Raw genomic sequence first — 17,107 nt, forward strand, 5'->3', positions numbered from 1 at the left:
ATTTATATGGTTATTAAACAAAAAGTTAGCTACAATTATTTTTGGCGTAAATCTCTATTAAGGCATTATTATTTTTACCACTTCACTTAAAAATCAGCTTTACCGTTTGCTTATTTTATTTAGCATTCCTGGGGTCGCTGTGATCATTTTTACGTTATTACTAGAACGTAACTATTCAATTAAGCAAAGTGAGCTACAAGCAACCAATATTGCCAACCGTTTTTCATTACAACAAAAAAATATGCTTGACGATATTGAGCGTTTAGCGCGCTATATCGCACAACAAGAAAGCAAGCATGATGAGTTGCTAACCACCTGTCCTAACTATTTTGAGCTATTTAAGTCACTCTACAATAATGTTGCTAATATTGGCATGATTGACTTGCAGGGGAATGTTAGTTGCGCCACATCGGGGCAAGTAAAAAATATAAATATTGCAGATAGAGATTATTTTAAAAATGCATTAAATAGCGACATGCTATCTGTAGGCTATTTTCAGCTAGATCGAAGTTTACAAACAACAACGGTGAATTTTGCGCTGTCGTTAAAAAATACCGCAGGGGTTACCAAAGGCGCTGTTATAATTGTGATTGCCTTAGATTGGTGGAATGCAGCAATAAATGAAATTAACTTACCTGATGGATCGTTAGTTGCCATTGTTGATTCTAACACTAAAATTTTAGCTCACTACCCCAAAAACACTACTTTAATAGGTAATAGCATTGCCCAAAGTTATGTGGAGTCGATGCAGGCTGATTCTCATTTTATTACAGATGAGCAAGGTGTTATCCGTATTTTTTCTCGCTCAACTATTTATAACGATCCACATAATAACAACTTAGATATTTATATTGGTTTACCCGTCACCGATGTTTTAGCACAAATAAATCATAACTTTATAATCTCTTTAACTGTATTTATAATCTTTTTATTACTGCTAACATTTATTGCCTACAAACTACTTAAAGTAAGTATTTTTACACCTATTAATAACCTAACTAAAGCAACCGACAGCTTAGCAAATGGCGTTATGCCATCTGAGCAAAATGACACTCCTAACAGCCCCGAACTCAAGGTTTTATATCAACGCTTTAAAATAATGGCTGAAACTCGCTTAGCTACTGAGGCTAACCTTAAAAATAAACACGATGAGTTAACCAGTTTATTAAGTGCGCTGCCAGATAGTTACTTAAAGATTAACAACAAAGGTGATGTTTCTAATATTGGGGGATCATTTAATATTCCTGATGTTACGCAATCGGTAAACAACTTAACTTTAGCTAGTTTTGTTACTGAGCGTAATGCACAGTTAATTCTCAATAACCTCCCTACTTCAACTTCAAAAAGCTCAAGTAACTTAGAGTTTACCTTGCAAAGCCAAACTGATATTAAAAGCTTTGAAGCCAGAATAAACCCAATGCAAACTAACCATGAGTTTGTAGTAGTGCTACGCGATATAACCCAGCGCAAACAAAATGAAGAAGCCCTACACTTAGCGTCGCTTGTGTACGGTAACAGTAGTGAAGGAATGGCTATAACCGATGAAAATGGCATTATATTCGATGTTAACCCTGCTTTTAGTAAAACCACGCTTTTTTCTAAAGAAGAAGTAATTAATAAAACGATCAGTGTTTTGTCCTCTGGCAAGCACGATAAGACATTTTATCAGGCTCTGTGGGCAGAACTAACAAGCACGGGGCGTTGGCAGGGAGAAATTATTAATCGCCGTAAAAATGGTGAGCTTTACGTGGAATGGTTAACTATAGATACTGTGTATGATGACAATAACATGCCGGTTCGTCGTATAGCCATATTTACAGACTTAACAGAAAAAAAACAAGCCGATGCGCTTATTTGGAAACAAGCTCACTTTGATCACCTTACTGACTTACCGAATCGATTAGAGTTAAAAAAACGTTTAAATGAATGTTTTACGCGTGTAGAAAATAATGCCGAGCAACTGGTTATTATGTTGCTCGACATAGATCACTTTAAAGACGTTAACGACACTTTAGGGCACCATTATGGTGATGCTTTACTTAAATTTGTGTCGCAGCGTATTTTAGAGTCAGCAAAAAATGCCGAGTTTGTTTCCCGCATTGGCGGCGACGAATTTGTAATCGTATTTAGTAAAATTAAAGAACAGCATATAAAGCAAATAGCTGAAAATATTTTACTTAGCTTGTCATCGGCTATTTATATTGAAAACGAAGAGTTGTTTATTAGTGCCAGTATAGGTATTGCCTCAGCCCCTAATGATGGCGAAAATACTGAGCAGTTACTCAAAGCAGCCGATCAAGCAATGTATAAAGCAAAAGTTAATGGCCGTAATGGCTTTGAATTTTTCTCCCATGACATGCGCGAAAAAGCGCAAATGCGCATGCTGCTACTTAAAGAATTACGAACAGCAATAGAGCTTGAGCAGTTTGAATTGTTTTATCAACCTATCGTCTGCCTAAAAGACTTGCACGTACACAAAGCTGAAGGATTAATTCGTTGGCGTCACCCTGAAAAAGGCTTAATAAGCCCTGCTGACTTTATTCCGTTAGCTGAGGAAACCCGACAAATAAATATACTTGGGCAATTTGTTTTCTCCCAAGCATTACAAACACTCAATGATATAAAAGCACACATAACCAATGATTTTCAGCTGAGCGTTAATGTATCGCCAATACAGCTATCTACCCCAGATAGCGGGATAGATGAGTGGGGAGCTATGCTTAATGCAGCAAACCTGCCTGCATCATCAATTGTTGCTGAAATAACAGAAGGCTTAATGGTCAACCCTGAGGCTTTAACACAAAGCCGTTTAAAGGCACTGGTTCAGTCGGGAATGCAATTAGCCCTTGATGATTTTGGCACCGGTTACTCTTCTCTCGCTTACTTACAAGAAATGGATACCGACTACCTTAAAATAGATAAACGCTTTGTTGATAACATTAATAAAGGTAGCCAGGAGCTGGTATTGTGCGAAACCATTATCGTTATGGCGCATCAGTTAGGGTTAAAAGTAATTGCTGAAGGAATAGAAACCAAGCAGCAAATGCAACTGTTACTTGAAGCTGGTTGCGACTATGGGCAAGGCTATTTATTTTCAAAACCCTTACCTAAAGAGCAGTTTATGAGCTTACTAACCACAAGCCAAATCATTGCACTAAAATAACCACAGCGTTAGGCACCAAACATTACCCAAGTACTCTATTATGAGTACTTGTAAAGTTACTTACCTATTAAGCTCTTTCACATCAAGATGATCGGCAACATAGGCTCCGCGCTCACCTCTTTTTTTATCTGGGCCTATTGTACTATCTATTGCAGTTTGTTGCTCTGAGGCAGCATTAATTGTCGCCCCTAAAATTACAATATAAGCACTAATGTATAGCCACATCAGCATAATAACCACCCCACCTAACGAGCCATAAGTTTCGTTATAACTGGCAAATTTCGATACATAAAATGAAAAACCAATTGAAGCGACTATCCATAAAATTGTCGCAATAACAGATCCTAAGGTGATCCAACGCCATTTAGCAGGTTTACGATGCGGCGCGTAACGGTATAAAAGCACTAAGGCAAAGTTAAAAGTAAATGCTAATAATGGCCATGAAATAAACGTGATGAGTAAATCTATATTTTCTTTTAATCCCACTAAATTAAGTACTACCGGTAAAATACCAATAATTAACAGCGCAAAAATAGCCACCACAATAGCGCCAATCGAAAACAGAAAGCGTACAAGTTGTGCTTTAAAAAATGAGCGTTTTTCATATTCCTGATAACTTATATTACAGGCTGTAATTAATGCTTGGCTGCCCTTTGAACTACTCCAAATAGTTAATATTAATGTGCCAATTGCGCTCAAACTCAAGCTAGTACTTGAGCTTTGGGCGATACTGGCTATTTGTGACAAAATTAACTCTCCGGTACTCTCTGGTAGCAGCTCAATTACCTGACTTAAATGCGCCCCTATATCTGTAGGTGATGCAAAATAGGCATAAATAGATACAAGTGCAGCAAGCGCTGGAAAAATAGCCAGTAACGCATAAAATGCCACGCCAGCGGCCACTAACGATAAATTATCACGACTCATTTGAGTAAAAATACGCTTAGTAATATCCCACCAACCAAGCAACGGAATATTTACTGGTTGCTGTGCATCTTGACCACGTTTTACATCGCTCATTTTAACTCCTTTGTTATATAGCAGTAAGAGAGCAAAATGTTTGCCAACACCAATGCGCTTGGTATTAAACTTGCTATTATTGTTTATAAAGATGATTTAACACGGATAACACCCATGCTCAGTGCTTTAAATAACATTATAACTGCAGTTAATGCAGCCCCTGCTACTCCAAGCATTAAAGCCGATGTATTGTCGTGGGCGTTTTTGCAAGAGCAAAGCATGCAATTCCTACATGTAGTAGTGCAAACCTTACCCACCCTATTTTTAGGGATTATTATAGTTGTAATAAGTTACATCCTTGCCAGGCCGTTATCACGCCTATTAATTAAACCTATTGAATATTTAACCGATAGTGCACTTATTCATCTGGTTATAAGACGAAGTATAAGTATTTTAATCCTACTATTGGGTATTTACTTGTTTTTACGTTTAGCTGGGCTGACACAGTTTGCCGTAGCTATAATGAGTGGCACAGGTTTGATAGGGCTTATTCTCGGTTTTGCATTTAGAGATATTGCCGAAAATTTTATAGCTAGTTTATTATTAAGCATACAACGCCCTTTTAAAATAGATGATGTAATTGAGGTAGAAGGCCGCCTCGGCATAGTTAAAAAAGTAACCGCTCGCGCAACCACTTTAGTTGACTACGACGGTAACCATATTCAAATACCTAATGCCACTGTGTACAAAAATATTATTAAAAACCTCACTGCCAACCCTAAAATGCGCGGCAAAGTAGAAATAGGCATAGGGTATGATAACGATATACGCAGCGCACAAACCCTAGCCCTCACAATTGCAAACCAACAAAACGCAGTATTAACCGATCCACCTGCGCAGGTATTAATTAAAAACCTAGGCTCATCAACAATTAACTTTACGTTATTTTTTTGGGTTAATAGCGAGCAGTTCAGTACCGCTAAAGTGGCCTCACAGCTAATGCGAGAATTAGTAAACGAATTTACTAGTCATAACATCAGCATGCCAGACGATGCCAGAGAACGCATTATACTTAGCGATCCTAACCTTGAAGCTGTAACCCCAGAAAAAAGTGAGCCTATAGCGCCAACTAAAAAAGTATCAGAAACACAAGCTCAAGCCAAAAACTTAGATGACGTAAGTAGCGACACCGATGAAATACGCGAGCAAGCAGATCAATCCCGCGATCCCGAGCAAGGTAAAAATATTATCTAGTTAAAAATCAGGGAGCTAGTTTTATAAGGTCGTATCAGGTTATATCGAGCCTACTTTTATTTTAGACACAAAAAAGCCCGCAGTTTGCACTGCGGGCTTTTTATTGAATGAGTGAGTTAGCCGTATAAGCCGGGTTCTGTCCTTTCCGAAGAAAGTGATAATCATTCGTCTAGGCCATAAATCGCTCTATGGCTCAAGCAACCTACCCGGTTCCAACGTGGGCCACGCCATAAGGAACCCTATTTGGTCTTGCTCCGAGTGGAGTTTACCTTGCAACCGACTATTACTAGCGGCCCGGTGCGCTCTTACCGCACCCTTTCACCCTTACCAATCCGAAGATTGGCGGTCTTCTCTCTGCTGCACTTGTCGTGGGCTCGCGCCCCCCAGCCGTTAACTGGCACTCTGCCCTATGGAGCCCGGACTTTCCTCCCCCTGATCATTTTCGTCACAGGCAGCGATTATCTTGGCTAACTCGGCGCGGATTATACCTGAGGATAATGCCAAGCGCAGTAAAGATTTACCCTTTTTCGTCAATTATTGTTTTATACAGCGCATTTTTTTTCATACCAAAGTAATCGGCTACAATACCGCAGGCTTTTTTCATTGGCATTTCGCTTTCAAGCAGCGCTAGCATTTTACGTGCTTCAGGCGGTACGTCGTCTATTAGCTTAGGTTTACCCGGCAACATGAGTACTATTTCGCCGCGCTGCTTGGTAGGATCGTTAGTTAAAAATGCTTTTAACTCACTCACACTGCCATTAAAAAATGTTTCAAAGGTTTTAGTCAGCTCTTTAGCAAACACCACTTGCTGATCATCGCCAAGTGCCTCGGCTAAGTCATCAAGGCTTGCCATAATACGATGGGTACTTTCATACATTATGCTAGTAATGCCAGAATTAACTGCATCAATAAAAAATTCTTGGCGTGCTTTACTTTTTGCTGGTGTAAAACCAACAAATTGAAAGCGATCAGTTGGTAAGCCAGAACAGCATACAGCGGTTATTGCAGCGCATGCTCCAGGAATGGGTGTAACATGTGCGCCTTGCTCGCGGCATAAATTAACCACCGCATAGCCAGGATCGCTGATCAAAGGTGTGCCTGCGTCTGATACTAAGGCTATATTTAAGCCTTGATTGAGCTGATCGATAATTTGTTGTGCTTTTTGCTTTTCGTTATGATCGTGTAAAGCAAAGGTTTTAGCCTTGATACCAAAGTGGCTAAGTAGCTTGCCAGTATGGCGTGTGTCTTCAGCAGCGATTAAGTCAACTTGCGATAATGTCGCGATTGCACGCTGACTTAAGTCGTCATAATTGCCAATTGGGGTGGCTACAATGTAAAGAGTGCCAATTTTCTGTGAATTCTCCTCATTTAACATTGAGGTCTCCTGCGTCAGTCAGTAATATAAGCAAATCGCGTTAACGTATTGGGAAATCATTGTGCGACTTAAACTAGTTAGTCTATTAATTATATTGTCAGGGTTATCGGCGTGTAGCACAACCGAAAAACCAACTAAAAACAGTGATAACTTCAGTAACAGTGCCAATGCACTAAAAAACCAAGCTAATAGTGCGTTATCTATCTACCAATTGGCGAAAAACCGCCAAGGTGCCGATAAAATACAGCTACTTTATAGTGCCCGCGATGCTGCAGTGAATGAGCAAAGTTGGTCGTTATTAGAAAAGGTATGCGGTGAGTTAGAATTAACCCCAAGTGTTGATCAGATTCAAAATCGTCTTTATATTGCGTTTGCGCAAAAGCAGCAAAATAAAAACGCTCAAGCGTTAGTTATTTTGCAGTCGTTAGATGGTCAACTTAAACAGCCTGAACATTTTGCCTGGCATCAATTTTTAACCGCCAGTGTGTATGCATCGCAAGACTTTGCGAAACGCGCAGCCCCTTACTTTTTTGCAGCGTCTGAGTCTGCTACTAAAAACAATATTGATATTGCACAGCTAAACCAAAACTTATGGGATAACTTAAAAAAGCTTTCCTCTTATACACTTGAACGCTTTAACAGAGGGTCGGTTATTCAACAAGGTTGGGTTAACCTTGCTTTGTACCATCAAGTTTATACTGGCAGTGCCGTTGAACTTGACCAAGCTATTAATAATTGGTTGAGACGCTACCCCGGGCACCCTGCTAAAGTAGTTTTACCTAAACAAGATGAGTTAGTGAATGACTTAACGCCTGTAATAATAGAGCGTTTAGTTGTACTACTGCCGCAATCTGGTGCTAATGAACGCTTAGGTGATGCACTTAAAGCCGGCGTGCTCGCAGCACTTGATCAGCAAAGCATTAATGAAACCATTTTTATTGATGAAAACAGTGATGTTGATGAAATTACGGCTAAAATAGCGCAAATAAAACCCGACTTTGTTGTTGGTCCACTGTTAAAAGCGAATATAGATAAACTTGCTAATGCGCAAGTGCTTATAGACATACCTACTATGCATTTAAATACCTTTGATGGTGAGCGGCTTTCGTTACAGCACTACTTTTTTGCCCTTAATCCCGAGCATGAAGTACAACAAGCATTAGAGCACTTTTTAGCTCAGGGCTACCAAAAGCCTATGTTACTTGCGCCTAATAATGCAAACGGGCAGCGTTTGGTTGATTACTTTAACCTGCAGTGGCAACGCTATAGCGAAACCAAACCACAAATTGGCTTTTATAACAGTAATCAAGACATGCCTGATACGATTACCAGCTTACTTGAAGTTGATAAAAGTAAAGAGCGGATCAAAACCGTTAAAACTTTATTTAAGCAAGAAGTCGAAAACGAAACACGCTCGCGCAGCGATATAGACGCTATTTATATTTTAGGCGATGCAATAGAAACCCGTTTAATAAAGCCGTATTTAGACGTTAATGTAAGTACATTTGCTGATAGGATCCCGCTTTATGCTAGTTCTAAAAGCCATAGTAGCCAAATTGATCGTACCGATAAAGGCGACTTAGATGGCTTATACTTTACCGAACTTCCTTGGATGTTAAAGTCGCAAATTAAACAGCATAATCTTCGCCAGCAATACGAAACATTGTGGCCAGAGCACGCCGATATAAGTCAGCGTTTATTTGCTATGGCCTACGATGCAGTAACTATATTACATGACATTAAACAACTAAGTCTTTCCCCTGGGAATCAGTTTAGCGGTTTAAGTGGTAAGCTCTCGGTTAATACCAGCGGGCATATTGAACGCACATTAGACTGGGCACAATATACCAATCGTCGGATTAAGGCAGTGCAACTAAAAACACAACGCCCTGTGCCGTTATTTATGCAATCAGCCAGTGACTTATACATTACCGAATAACTAAGGGGGCGACATGTCTTGGTTTAAACAGCTGTGGCAAAACAGTCGTGAAAAAGGCCAGTATTATGAGCTCCAGGCACAAAAGTATTTAGTTTCTCAAGGGTTAACAGCAATTGAGCGTAACTATTACTGCCCCTTTGGCGAACTTGATGTAATTATGAAAGACGGTAACACTTTGGTTTTTGTGGAAGTTAAGTTTCGTAAAAACCACGCTCGCGGCGGCGCTAATTACGCATTAAGTATACAAAAACAAGCACGCTTAAAACGCAGTATTTATCATTACTTAGCCGCTAAAAACCTAACAAATCAGCCGTTAAGAATCGATTATGTAGCAATCACTGGAGAGCCGTCTATGCATATTAACTGGCTCAAAAACGTATTTTAAAAACAAAGAACTAGGTATAAATTGTTGGTATTCTATGCAAGACACAATTAAAGAAATTTTTACAGAAAGCATTCAGGTACAAATAGCAGCGGGTGAGGTATTACCCAGTGCATTAGAGTCAGCCGCTTTTACCATTGCTCAAAGCCTGATCAACGGCAATAAGCTTATTTGTTGCGGTACAGCTAACTGCCATATGCTTGCTCAACACATGGCAGGTGTTTTAGTTAATCATTATGAAACCGAGCGCCCTTGCCTGCCAGCTATTGCGTTATCGCAAGAGAGTATTAACTTAGGGCAAAGTACTCAGGTTGACGATTACGACACGTTTGCTCGTCAAGTACGTGCCTTTGCTCAACAAGGTGACTTACTGCTGGCACTGGCTATTAATGGTAATGAAAAACAAATTATTTCAGCGGTAGAGGCGGCACTAACTAAGGATATGAAGGTCATAGTTATGGTTGGTGATGACGGCGGTGAGCTAGTTGGTTTACTTGGCCCTAATGATGTTGAGATTAGAACGCCTTCTAAACGCCCAAGCCGTATTATCGAGTCGCATTTAGTTAACTTACATTGTTTAAGTGAACTGGTTGATTTAACGCTTTTCCCGCAGGATGAAAATTATGTTTAAACGCTCCCTTATTATTTTAGGCACGGTTGTATTACTGCAAGGGTGTGCAGCCGCAGTGGTTGCTGGTACTGCTAGTGCAATAACAGCTGCAAACGATCGTCGCACAATTGGCTCTCAGATCGATGACAGCAATATTGAAATAAAAGCTAGCATTGCAATTAGTGAAGTAGATCGCTTGCATAAATTTGCTCATATTAGCGCTGTAAGCGTTAATGGCATTGTTTTATTAGTTGGCCAAGTTGCCAATGAAGAAATGAAAAACGAAGCTAATAGAGCCATTGAGAGTGTTGCTGGCATTCGAAAAATACATAACCAAATTCGTATTGGTTCAAATACTGGGGTGACTACCCAAACTCATGACTCTTGGTTAACCTCAAAAGTAAAAGCACAGCTATTAACCGCTAAAAATATTAGTAGTAATAATATTAAAGTAGTGACTGAAAATGCCGAAGTATTTTTGATGGGTTTAGTTTCTGACGCAGAAGCAGAGCAAGCAGTAAATATTGCGCGTAATGTATCGGGTGTTGAGCGCGTAATTAAAGTATTTGAATATTTGTAAAGATAGCTGGTTCGAGGAATATAAAAGCCTTGTAGTTAACACTGCAAGGTTTTTTATACCGGTGGGAAAATCCGCCGTTACAACAATCAACCTTAACCCACGTCTCGCAGCCCACTCCCGCAAACGTTAAGGCATAAAGCCTTAAGCGAAACTTTGTGCTTGGCTTAATCTCTACCTAATACCTAATACCTAAAACCTTTTACTTTTATACAGACATAAAAAAACCGCTTATTAGCGGTTTTTCTTTTATCATTAACAGATTATAAAATGTATTATTTTATAACACGTAAATGCGAACCTTTTTTCTTTTCAGGCTTTTCTGGTGGTGTTTCGTCAACATAATTTGCTGATGAATCAACACTTTCAAAATCTGGAGCAAAATCGTCTTCGTCCTCTAAAAACTCATCTGCTGTAAAGACCGTACCCTCGCCATTTTCACGCGCGTATATTGCAAGTACAGCCCTTAAAGGCACATACACTTGCATTGGCTGACCACCAAACCGCGCGCTAAAGCTAAGCTGCTCATTATCTAACGAAAACTGCGTTACCGCTGAAGGACTTATGTTTAATACAATTTGTCCGTCTTGCACAAACTGTGTTGGCACTTGTACTGCAGGGTAATCAGCGTCAACCACTAAATGTGGCGTGCATTCGTTATCAACAATCCAATCAAAAAAAGCGCGTAATAAATAAGGACGATTAGGCGTCATTATAAACGGATCTCACGCTCAGTTTCAGTTAAAGAAGCTTGGAATGATTCACGCTCAAATAAGCGGATCATATACTCTTTAAGCTCTTTAGAACCTGCACCGTTAAGCTCAATACCAAATTCAGGTAAACGCCATAATAGTGGAGCAAGATAACAATCTACTAAGCTAAACTCTTCACTCATAAAGTAAGGTGCTTCGCTAAAGATTGCTGCAACCGCAAGCAATGCTTCTGTTAGCTCTTTACGAGCTTGAGCAGCATCTGGTGCGTTGTTAGTGATTTTGTCAGCTAGGCTGTACCAATCAGTATCAATACGGTGCATCATTAAACGGCTACGGCCACGCATTACCGGGTAAACAGGCATTAGTGGAGGATGAGGGAAACGTTCATCAAGGTATTCCATGATGATATTTGCCTGATATAAACCAAGCTCACGGTCAATCAGTGTTGGCACTGTACCGTAAGGGTTAATTTCGTGAAGTGCCTCTGGCAGGTTATCTTTTTCAGCCAAATGAATATCTACACTTACACCTTTTTCAGCAAGTACAATGCGTACTTGGTGGCTATACATACAGTTAGCACCAGAAAAAAGGGTCATTACAGGGCGCTTATTGGCAGCTACGGCCATGCCTACCTCCATTAAATAACTAAAACAGCAATAGGGGCTTAAGCCCCTATTGCAAAATTACCTTTAAACATGTTCAAACTTAATGAACATCTCTCCAGTATTCTTTCTTAAGCATAAATGCCAAGATAAATAGGATGAATAAAAATCCAATTACCTTAATACCTATTGCTTCTGACTCAAGACGTGAAGGTTCACCCACGTACTCAAGGAAGTTGGTTAAATCGCGAGCAGCTTGGTCGTATTCATCTACACTTAATTCACCTGAGCCATCAGTTTCAGTAGCAATAATTCTGGTCACAGTATGACCATTCACTTCTACTTCTTCTGTAATAGCTGTTGGTAAGCCTTGTAGTTCTTGCAGAACATGCGGCATACCTACAGATGGAAACAATGTATTGTTTACGCCAAATGGACGTGACTCATCTTTGTAGAACGATTTTAAATACGTATATATCCAATCAGAACCACGAACACGTGCAACGTTAGTTAAATCTGGTGGCGCAGCACCAAACCACTTTTCAGCATCTTCTTTCGCCATCGCATTGGTAATATGGCTACCTACTTTTGAACCGTCAAAAATTAACTGTTCTGCGCCAATTTCCGTTGGAATACCGATATCACGAAAAGTACGTTCATAACGCTGGTATTGCATTTGATGACAAGCAACACAATAGTTCATGAACAATTTAGCACCGCGTTGCAACGAAGGCTGATCTGTTAGGTCATTACCAGCATCTAATAATGCCACTGAAGGACCTGCAGCCATTGCCGGCAACACATTAATTGATAAAGCAAATAAACCAATAAGTAGCTTTTTCATCATTTCAGTAACCTCTCAGGCAATGGCTTAGTTTTTTCATTCTTACTGTATACAAATAACAGTACGAAGAACATAAAGTAAGTCACAGTACATATCTGCGAAACAATTGTTTTCATGTCAGTTTGTGGTGTTGCACCAACCCAACCTAAAAGAACAAAAGTAACAACAAAGCCTGCAATGTTCCATTTGTGGAAACCACAACGGTAACGAACTGAGCGAACTGAACCACGATCTATCCAAGGTAATAACGCAAGCACTACAATAGATGCACCCATTGCTGCAACACCCATTAACTTATCAGGGATCGCACGTAAGATTGCATAAAATGGCGTAAAGTACCAAACTGGAAAAATATGCTCTGGTGTTTTCAGCGGGTTAGCCGCTTCAAAGTTTGGCGCTTCTAAAAAGAAACCACCCATGGCTGGCATAAAGAACACCACCCAACAGAACAATATTAAGAAACCAACCACACCCACAATATCTTTTACTGTGTAATAAGGGTGGAACGGGATCGCATCAAGAATATCTTTTTTATCAGTATAATATTCATGGAACTTAAACTTAGGTTTATCTTCTTCAGCTACCGTACCTTTTTTACGCTTGTTATCTACGCCTTCAGGGTTATTTGACCCTACTTCATGTAGTGCAACTATGTGTAAAAATACTAAAATCACGATAACTAATGGTAAAGCAATAACATGCAATGCAAAGAAGCGGTTAAGCGTTGCACCTGATATTACGTAATCACCACGGATCCAAAGTGTTAAATCATCACCTATAACCGGAATTGCTCCAAATAGTGAAATGATTACCTGTGCACCCCAAAATGACATTTGCCCCCATGGTAATAAGTACCCCATGAATGCTTCGGCCATTAGCGCTAAGAAAATAAACATACCAAATACCCACAGTAATTCCCGTGGTTTTTGATAAGAACCGTAGATCATGCCACGGAACATATGCAAATATACAACGATGAAAAACGCTGATGCACCGGTTGAGTGTAAATAACGTAATAACCAGCCATAATCAACATCACGCATGATGTATTCAACTGATGCAAACGCCCCCTCAGCAGAAGGTACATAGTTCATAGTTAACCAAATTCCTGTAAGAATTTGGTTAACTAGTACTAACATAGCTAGTGAGCCAAAGAAGTACCAAAAGTTAAAGTTTTTAGGTGCTGGGTACTGTGCAATATGCATGTTCCAGACACGTGTCAATGGTATACGGTCGTCTAGCCAACCAATAATCTTACCAAACATTAGGCCACTCCTTGTTCTTCGCCCACTAATATAGTGGTTTCATCAAGAAAAGTGTATGGTGGTATTTCTAGGTTTAATGGTGCAGGTACCGATTGGAATACACGGCCAGCCATATCAAACTTAGAACCATGACATGGACAGTAAAAACCGTCGTCAGTCCCTTCCACTTTTTCACCAAAGCCACCTTGTAAAAAGCTAGGTGAACATCCTAAATGAGTACAAATACCTACAGCCAAAAATATTTCTGGACGCAATGAACGGTAATCATTTGTTGATGATTCTAATTGTTGTGGCTCTTGCGAATGCGGGTCACGAAGTTGATCTTCATGTCCTTTCATTTGCTCAAGCATTTTTGGGGTCCGTGATACAACCCATACAGGTTTACCACGCCACTCGACACGTATTAATTGTCCTGGCTCAAGTTTGCTTATGTCTACTTCTACAGGCGCACCCGCAGATTTAGCTCGCTCACTTGGATTCCAAGACGCAATAAAAGGAACAGCAGCCCCAGCCGCACCAACACCACCAACAACAGAGGTAGCTATGGTTAAAAAGCGACGTCGGCCATTGTCTACAGGCGCATTGCTCATCCACTTATCTCCACTATGATTCTCAACACTTGCTATATTGAGAACATCAGTTACAGCAGGTTAATTTTTTTGAATTATAAAATAGAAACGATCATATTTAAATCCTTGTTTAAAACAAGGTTACTCACAGCCCCATGCTCGAATAATCCTGACTTGCTCAAAAAATAGATTAAGTTAGCTCGAGTATGAAGCCGAATGACTATCATATCGCTTCTGTAAAAATAATATACTGACTCAGGTCAACCTCACCAAAACAAGCAGTAACAACTGCATTTGCTAGGGCTAAACCTGCTCACATTATTTGCCAGCCAATTGTAGCAAAAAAATTCACCAATTAACTGATGGATTTAAACTAATTACGATAATTATTTAACTTTTTTAGTATTCACTGAGTGTTTTTTTACTTTTGCTCATTAAACACGCTGATTTTATCAATTACCTATCGTCAAAGTTACCATTTATTATGTCGCGAAAAACAAAAAACCCAGCATAAGCTGGGTTTTTGAATTCTTGATAACGTAAATATTAACGTTTTGAGAACTGTGGACGCTTACGCGCTTTCTTAAGACCCACTTTCTTACGTTCAACTTTACGTGCATCACGAGTTACGAAACCTGCTTTACGAAGTTGTGGACGTAGTGACTCGTCAAACTCCATAAGTGCACGAGTAATACCGTGACGGATTGCACCAGCTTGACCAGTTGTACCACCACCAGAAACGGTGATGTGAAGATCAAACTTTTCAGTCATATCAACAAGCTCTAGAGCTTGATGAACAACCATACGTGCTGTTTCGCGACCAAAGTACTCTTCTAAAGAGCGCTTGTTGATTACGATGTTACCAGTACCTGGGCGTAAGAACACGCGAGCACTAGAACTTTTACGACGACCTGTACCGTAGTATTGATTTGCCATGATGGTGCTCCTTAAATGTCTAGAACCTGAGGCTGTTGTGCAGCATGGTTATGCTCAGTACCTGTGTAAACTTTAAGTTTACGGTACATAGCGCGGCCTAAAGGACCACGTGGCAACATGCCTTTAACAGCTTTTTCGATGATCATTTCAGGCTTTGCAGCTTGAAGTTTATCAAAAGTAGTAGACTTAAGACCACCTGGAAAACCAGAGTGTGAATAGTACACTTTGTTTTTGAATTTGTTACCAGTTACAGTAACTTTTTCAGCGTTGATAACGATGATATAATCACCAGTATCTACGTGCGGTGTATATTCAACTTTATGCTTACCGCGTAGGCGGAGAGCGATTTCAGTAGCGATGCGACCTAAAGTTTTACCTTCAGCGTCAACTACGTACCAGTCACGTTTTACTGTTTCTGGTTTAGCAACAAACGTTTTCATTTATAAAAATCCAATGTTTTTCAATTAAAACCACAAGTAGTTAATATTAACTACTGCTCTAAGTTTGCTATAACCCCTTCGAGTTTTAGACTTTTGCGCCGCTCACAAGTGGCTAGACTATATGAAGGCATAGAACGCAACGTGGCAGGAGCGGGAGTATATCAGCACTTTTATTGCATTACTACCGGCGGGTTGTTTTTTCCACAAATTTTTTAACTGCTAGGCACTTTATATTAAAGAGACCTTCGCTGTGTATTGGGCTCTAGCATTGAGCCCTTTCCTCAAAAGAGTAAATTAGCCCTAAGACGCTAACTTTTATGCTAAATGCTCTTTCGCTAAATACTCTAGCGACTGCATTTCTTGTAAGCGACTTATGCAGCGTTTAAACTCAAAGCTTAAATTACCTTGAGTATAGAGCTCTGTAATGGGTTTTTCTGCCGAAATTATTAAAGTCACGTGGCGTTCGTAAAATTCATCTACTAATGCAATAAAGCGTCTTGCTGCGTCGTCATTCACTTGCCCAAATTGTTTTACGTTAGACAAAATAACTGTGTTATATAAACGGCTAATTTCCATGTAATCTACTTGGCTACGCGCGGTTTCACATAATTCGCTAAACTCAAACATTACAACACAATCAGATACTTTACGGGTTTTAATCATGCGCCCTTCAATTTCAATGGCGGTATTAGATTTACCCTGTTCGTGTGATAACTTATCAAAGTATTCAAATAGGTTTTTATCGGCTTGCTCATCGAGTGGGCTGTGAAATATCTCTGCCTGCTCTAAAGTTCTTAATCTGTAATCTATGCCCGAATCGACATTTACTATTTCTGTATTTGCATTAACAAGCGCAATCGCGGGCAAAAAGCGCGCGCGCTGTAAGCCATTTCGATACAACTCATCGGGAATAATATTCGACGTAGCAACTAACACTATGCCACGAGCAAACAGTGCTTCCATTAAGCCACCAAGTAACATAGCATCGGTAATGTCTTGAACGTAAAATTCATCAAAACAAATTATATCGGTTTCGGCTTTAAAAATATCAGCTACTATTTCTAGTGGATTTTCTTTTTTATTTAATTTTTTAAGCTCGTCATGTACTCGGTGCATAAAGCGGTGAAAATGCACGCGCATTTTACGCTGCCCCGGTAGTGCTTCATAAAAGGTATCAACTAAATACGTTTTACCACGCCCTACTCCGCCCCAAAAATACAAACCTTTTATAGGTGCAGGCTCTGTTTTATTAAATAGCTTTGCAAAAAAACCGGTAGGTTGCGGTTTTTCTTGAGTTAAATCATCATATAAGCGCTGTAAATGACGTACAGCATTTTCTTGTGCTGCGTCGTATACAAAGTCATCACGCTTGAGGTCTTGCTGGTATGTTTGCCAAGGAGTCATATCTATTTACAGTTAAAACGCAGTTTAATTTACAAAGCATATTAACACGCATCATTAGTCAGGGTATATTAGAC

At 39.7% G+C, this 17,107-nt stretch carries 16 protein-coding genes and 1 other RNA gene; 6 read left to right on the top strand and 11 right to left on the bottom strand.

Annotated features, from left to right (window positions below; translation table 11 throughout):
• Positions 1 to 139: 139 nt before the first annotated feature.
• Positions 140 to 3,163: an EAL domain-containing protein gene (locus H5058_RS00305; protein ID WP_256620715.1), complete on the top strand. Its 3,024-nt coding sequence runs from the start codon at positions 140 to 142 to the stop codon at positions 3,161 to 3,163.
• Positions 3,164 to 3,223: 60 nt separating this feature from the next.
• Here the strand turns inward: H5058_RS00305 and H5058_RS00310 are convergent, their stop codons facing one another.
• Positions 3,224 to 4,183 (bottom strand): YihY/virulence factor BrkB family protein, encoded by a 960-nt coding sequence (locus H5058_RS00310; protein ID WP_011329167.1) that lies wholly within the window; start codon positions 4,181 to 4,183, stop codon positions 3,224 to 3,226.
• A gap of 114 nt (positions 4,184 to 4,297) precedes the next feature.
• On the opposite strand from H5058_RS00310, the gene H5058_RS00315 reads away from it, so the two are divergent.
• On the top strand, positions 4,298 to 5,377 hold the full coding sequence (locus H5058_RS00315) for a mechanosensitive ion channel family protein (RefSeq protein ID WP_011329168.1): 1,080 nt from the start codon (positions 4,298 to 4,300) through the stop codon (positions 5,375 to 5,377).
• Positions 5,378 to 5,486: 109 nt separating this feature from the next.
• On the opposite strand, the gene rnpB is transcribed toward H5058_RS00315, so the two are convergent.
• Together rnpB and rsmI are read right to left on the bottom strand one after the other, a co-directional pair.
• An RNA gene (gene rnpB / locus H5058_RS00320) (RNase P RNA component class A) lies at positions 5,487 to 5,851 on the bottom strand.
• Between the two features lie 43 nt (positions 5,852 to 5,894).
• Positions 5,895 to 6,752, bottom strand: a complete 858-nt coding sequence (gene rsmI, locus H5058_RS00325; protein WP_086995415.1) for a 16S rRNA (cytidine(1402)-2'-O)-methyltransferase — start codon at positions 6,750 to 6,752, stop codon at positions 5,895 to 5,897.
• A gap of 61 nt (positions 6,753 to 6,813) precedes the next feature.
• On the opposite strand from rsmI, the gene H5058_RS00330 reads away from it, so the two are divergent.
• The 4 genes from H5058_RS00330 to dolP are packed head-to-tail and all read left to right on the top strand — an operon-like array spanning position 6,814 to position 10,263.
• Entirely contained in the window at positions 6,814 to 8,691 is a 1,878-nt protein-coding gene (locus H5058_RS00330) for a penicillin-binding protein activator (protein WP_182676489.1), read from the top strand.
• Between the two features lie 13 nt (positions 8,692 to 8,704).
• Complete coding sequence (locus H5058_RS00335; RefSeq protein WP_011329171.1) at positions 8,705 to 9,076, top strand: YraN family protein; 372 nt, start codon at positions 8,705 to 8,707, stop codon at positions 9,074 to 9,076.
• Between the two features lie 34 nt (positions 9,077 to 9,110).
• Positions 9,111 to 9,704: an SIS domain-containing protein gene (locus tag H5058_RS00340; RefSeq protein WP_011329172.1), complete on the top strand. Its 594-nt coding sequence runs from the start codon at positions 9,111 to 9,113 to the stop codon at positions 9,702 to 9,704.
• On the top strand, positions 9,697 to 10,263 hold the full coding sequence (gene dolP, locus H5058_RS00345; RefSeq protein ID WP_182676491.1) for a division/outer membrane stress-associated lipid-binding lipoprotein: 567 nt from the start codon (positions 9,697 to 9,699) through the stop codon (positions 10,261 to 10,263). Before H5058_RS00340 ends, dolP begins: the two co-directional genes overlap by 8 nt.
• A gap of 272 nt (positions 10,264 to 10,535) precedes the next feature.
• On the opposite strand, the gene H5058_RS00350 is transcribed toward dolP, so the two are convergent.
• From H5058_RS00350 to zapE, 8 genes are all read right to left on the bottom strand, one after another.
• Positions 10,536 to 10,973, bottom strand: coding sequence for a ClpXP protease specificity-enhancing factor (locus H5058_RS00350; protein ID WP_011329174.1), 438 nt, complete (start codon positions 10,971 to 10,973; stop codon positions 10,536 to 10,538).
• On the bottom strand, positions 10,973 to 11,599 hold the full coding sequence (gene sspA / locus H5058_RS00355) for a stringent starvation protein SspA (RefSeq protein WP_011329175.1): 627 nt from the start codon (positions 11,597 to 11,599) through the stop codon (positions 10,973 to 10,975). The genes H5058_RS00350 and sspA overlap by 1 nt, the downstream gene beginning before the upstream one ends.
• 79 nt (positions 11,600 to 11,678) lie before the next feature.
• Positions 11,679 to 12,422: a cytochrome c1 gene (locus H5058_RS00360; protein WP_011329176.1), complete on the bottom strand. Its 744-nt coding sequence runs from the start codon at positions 12,420 to 12,422 to the stop codon at positions 11,679 to 11,681.
• The gene (locus H5058_RS00365; protein ID WP_011329177.1) at positions 12,419 to 13,684 is read right to left on the bottom strand and encodes a cytochrome b N-terminal domain-containing protein; all 1,266 of its coding nucleotides are present in this window, start codon (positions 13,682 to 13,684) and stop codon (positions 12,419 to 12,421) included. Before H5058_RS00365 ends, H5058_RS00360 begins: the two co-directional genes overlap by 4 nt.
• Positions 13,684 to 14,274: a ubiquinol-cytochrome c reductase iron-sulfur subunit gene (gene petA / locus H5058_RS00370; RefSeq protein ID WP_011329178.1), complete on the bottom strand. Its 591-nt coding sequence runs from the start codon at positions 14,272 to 14,274 to the stop codon at positions 13,684 to 13,686. Before petA ends, H5058_RS00365 begins: the two co-directional genes overlap by 1 nt.
• A gap of 525 nt (positions 14,275 to 14,799) precedes the next feature.
• Positions 14,800 to 15,192, bottom strand: a complete 393-nt coding sequence (gene rpsI / locus H5058_RS00375) for a 30S ribosomal protein S9 (protein WP_086995409.1) — start codon at positions 15,190 to 15,192, stop codon at positions 14,800 to 14,802.
• 8 nt (positions 15,193 to 15,200) lie between these two features.
• Positions 15,201 to 15,629 (bottom strand): 50S ribosomal protein L13, encoded by a 429-nt coding sequence (gene rplM, locus H5058_RS00380; protein WP_011329180.1) that lies wholly within the window; start codon positions 15,627 to 15,629, stop codon positions 15,201 to 15,203.
• A gap of 315 nt (positions 15,630 to 15,944) precedes the next feature.
• A complete protein-coding gene (gene zapE, locus H5058_RS00385) occupies positions 15,945 to 17,033 on the bottom strand; it encodes a cell division protein ZapE (RefSeq protein ID WP_182676493.1) in 1,089 nt (362 codons plus the stop codon).
• Between the last annotated feature and the right edge of the window lie 74 nt (positions 17,034 to 17,107).

The organism is Pseudoalteromonas sp. SR45-4, assembly GCF_014163535.1.
In the GTDB taxonomy this organism is placed as follows: Bacteria; Pseudomonadota; Gammaproteobacteria; order Enterobacterales; family Alteromonadaceae; genus Pseudoalteromonas; species Pseudoalteromonas nigrifaciens.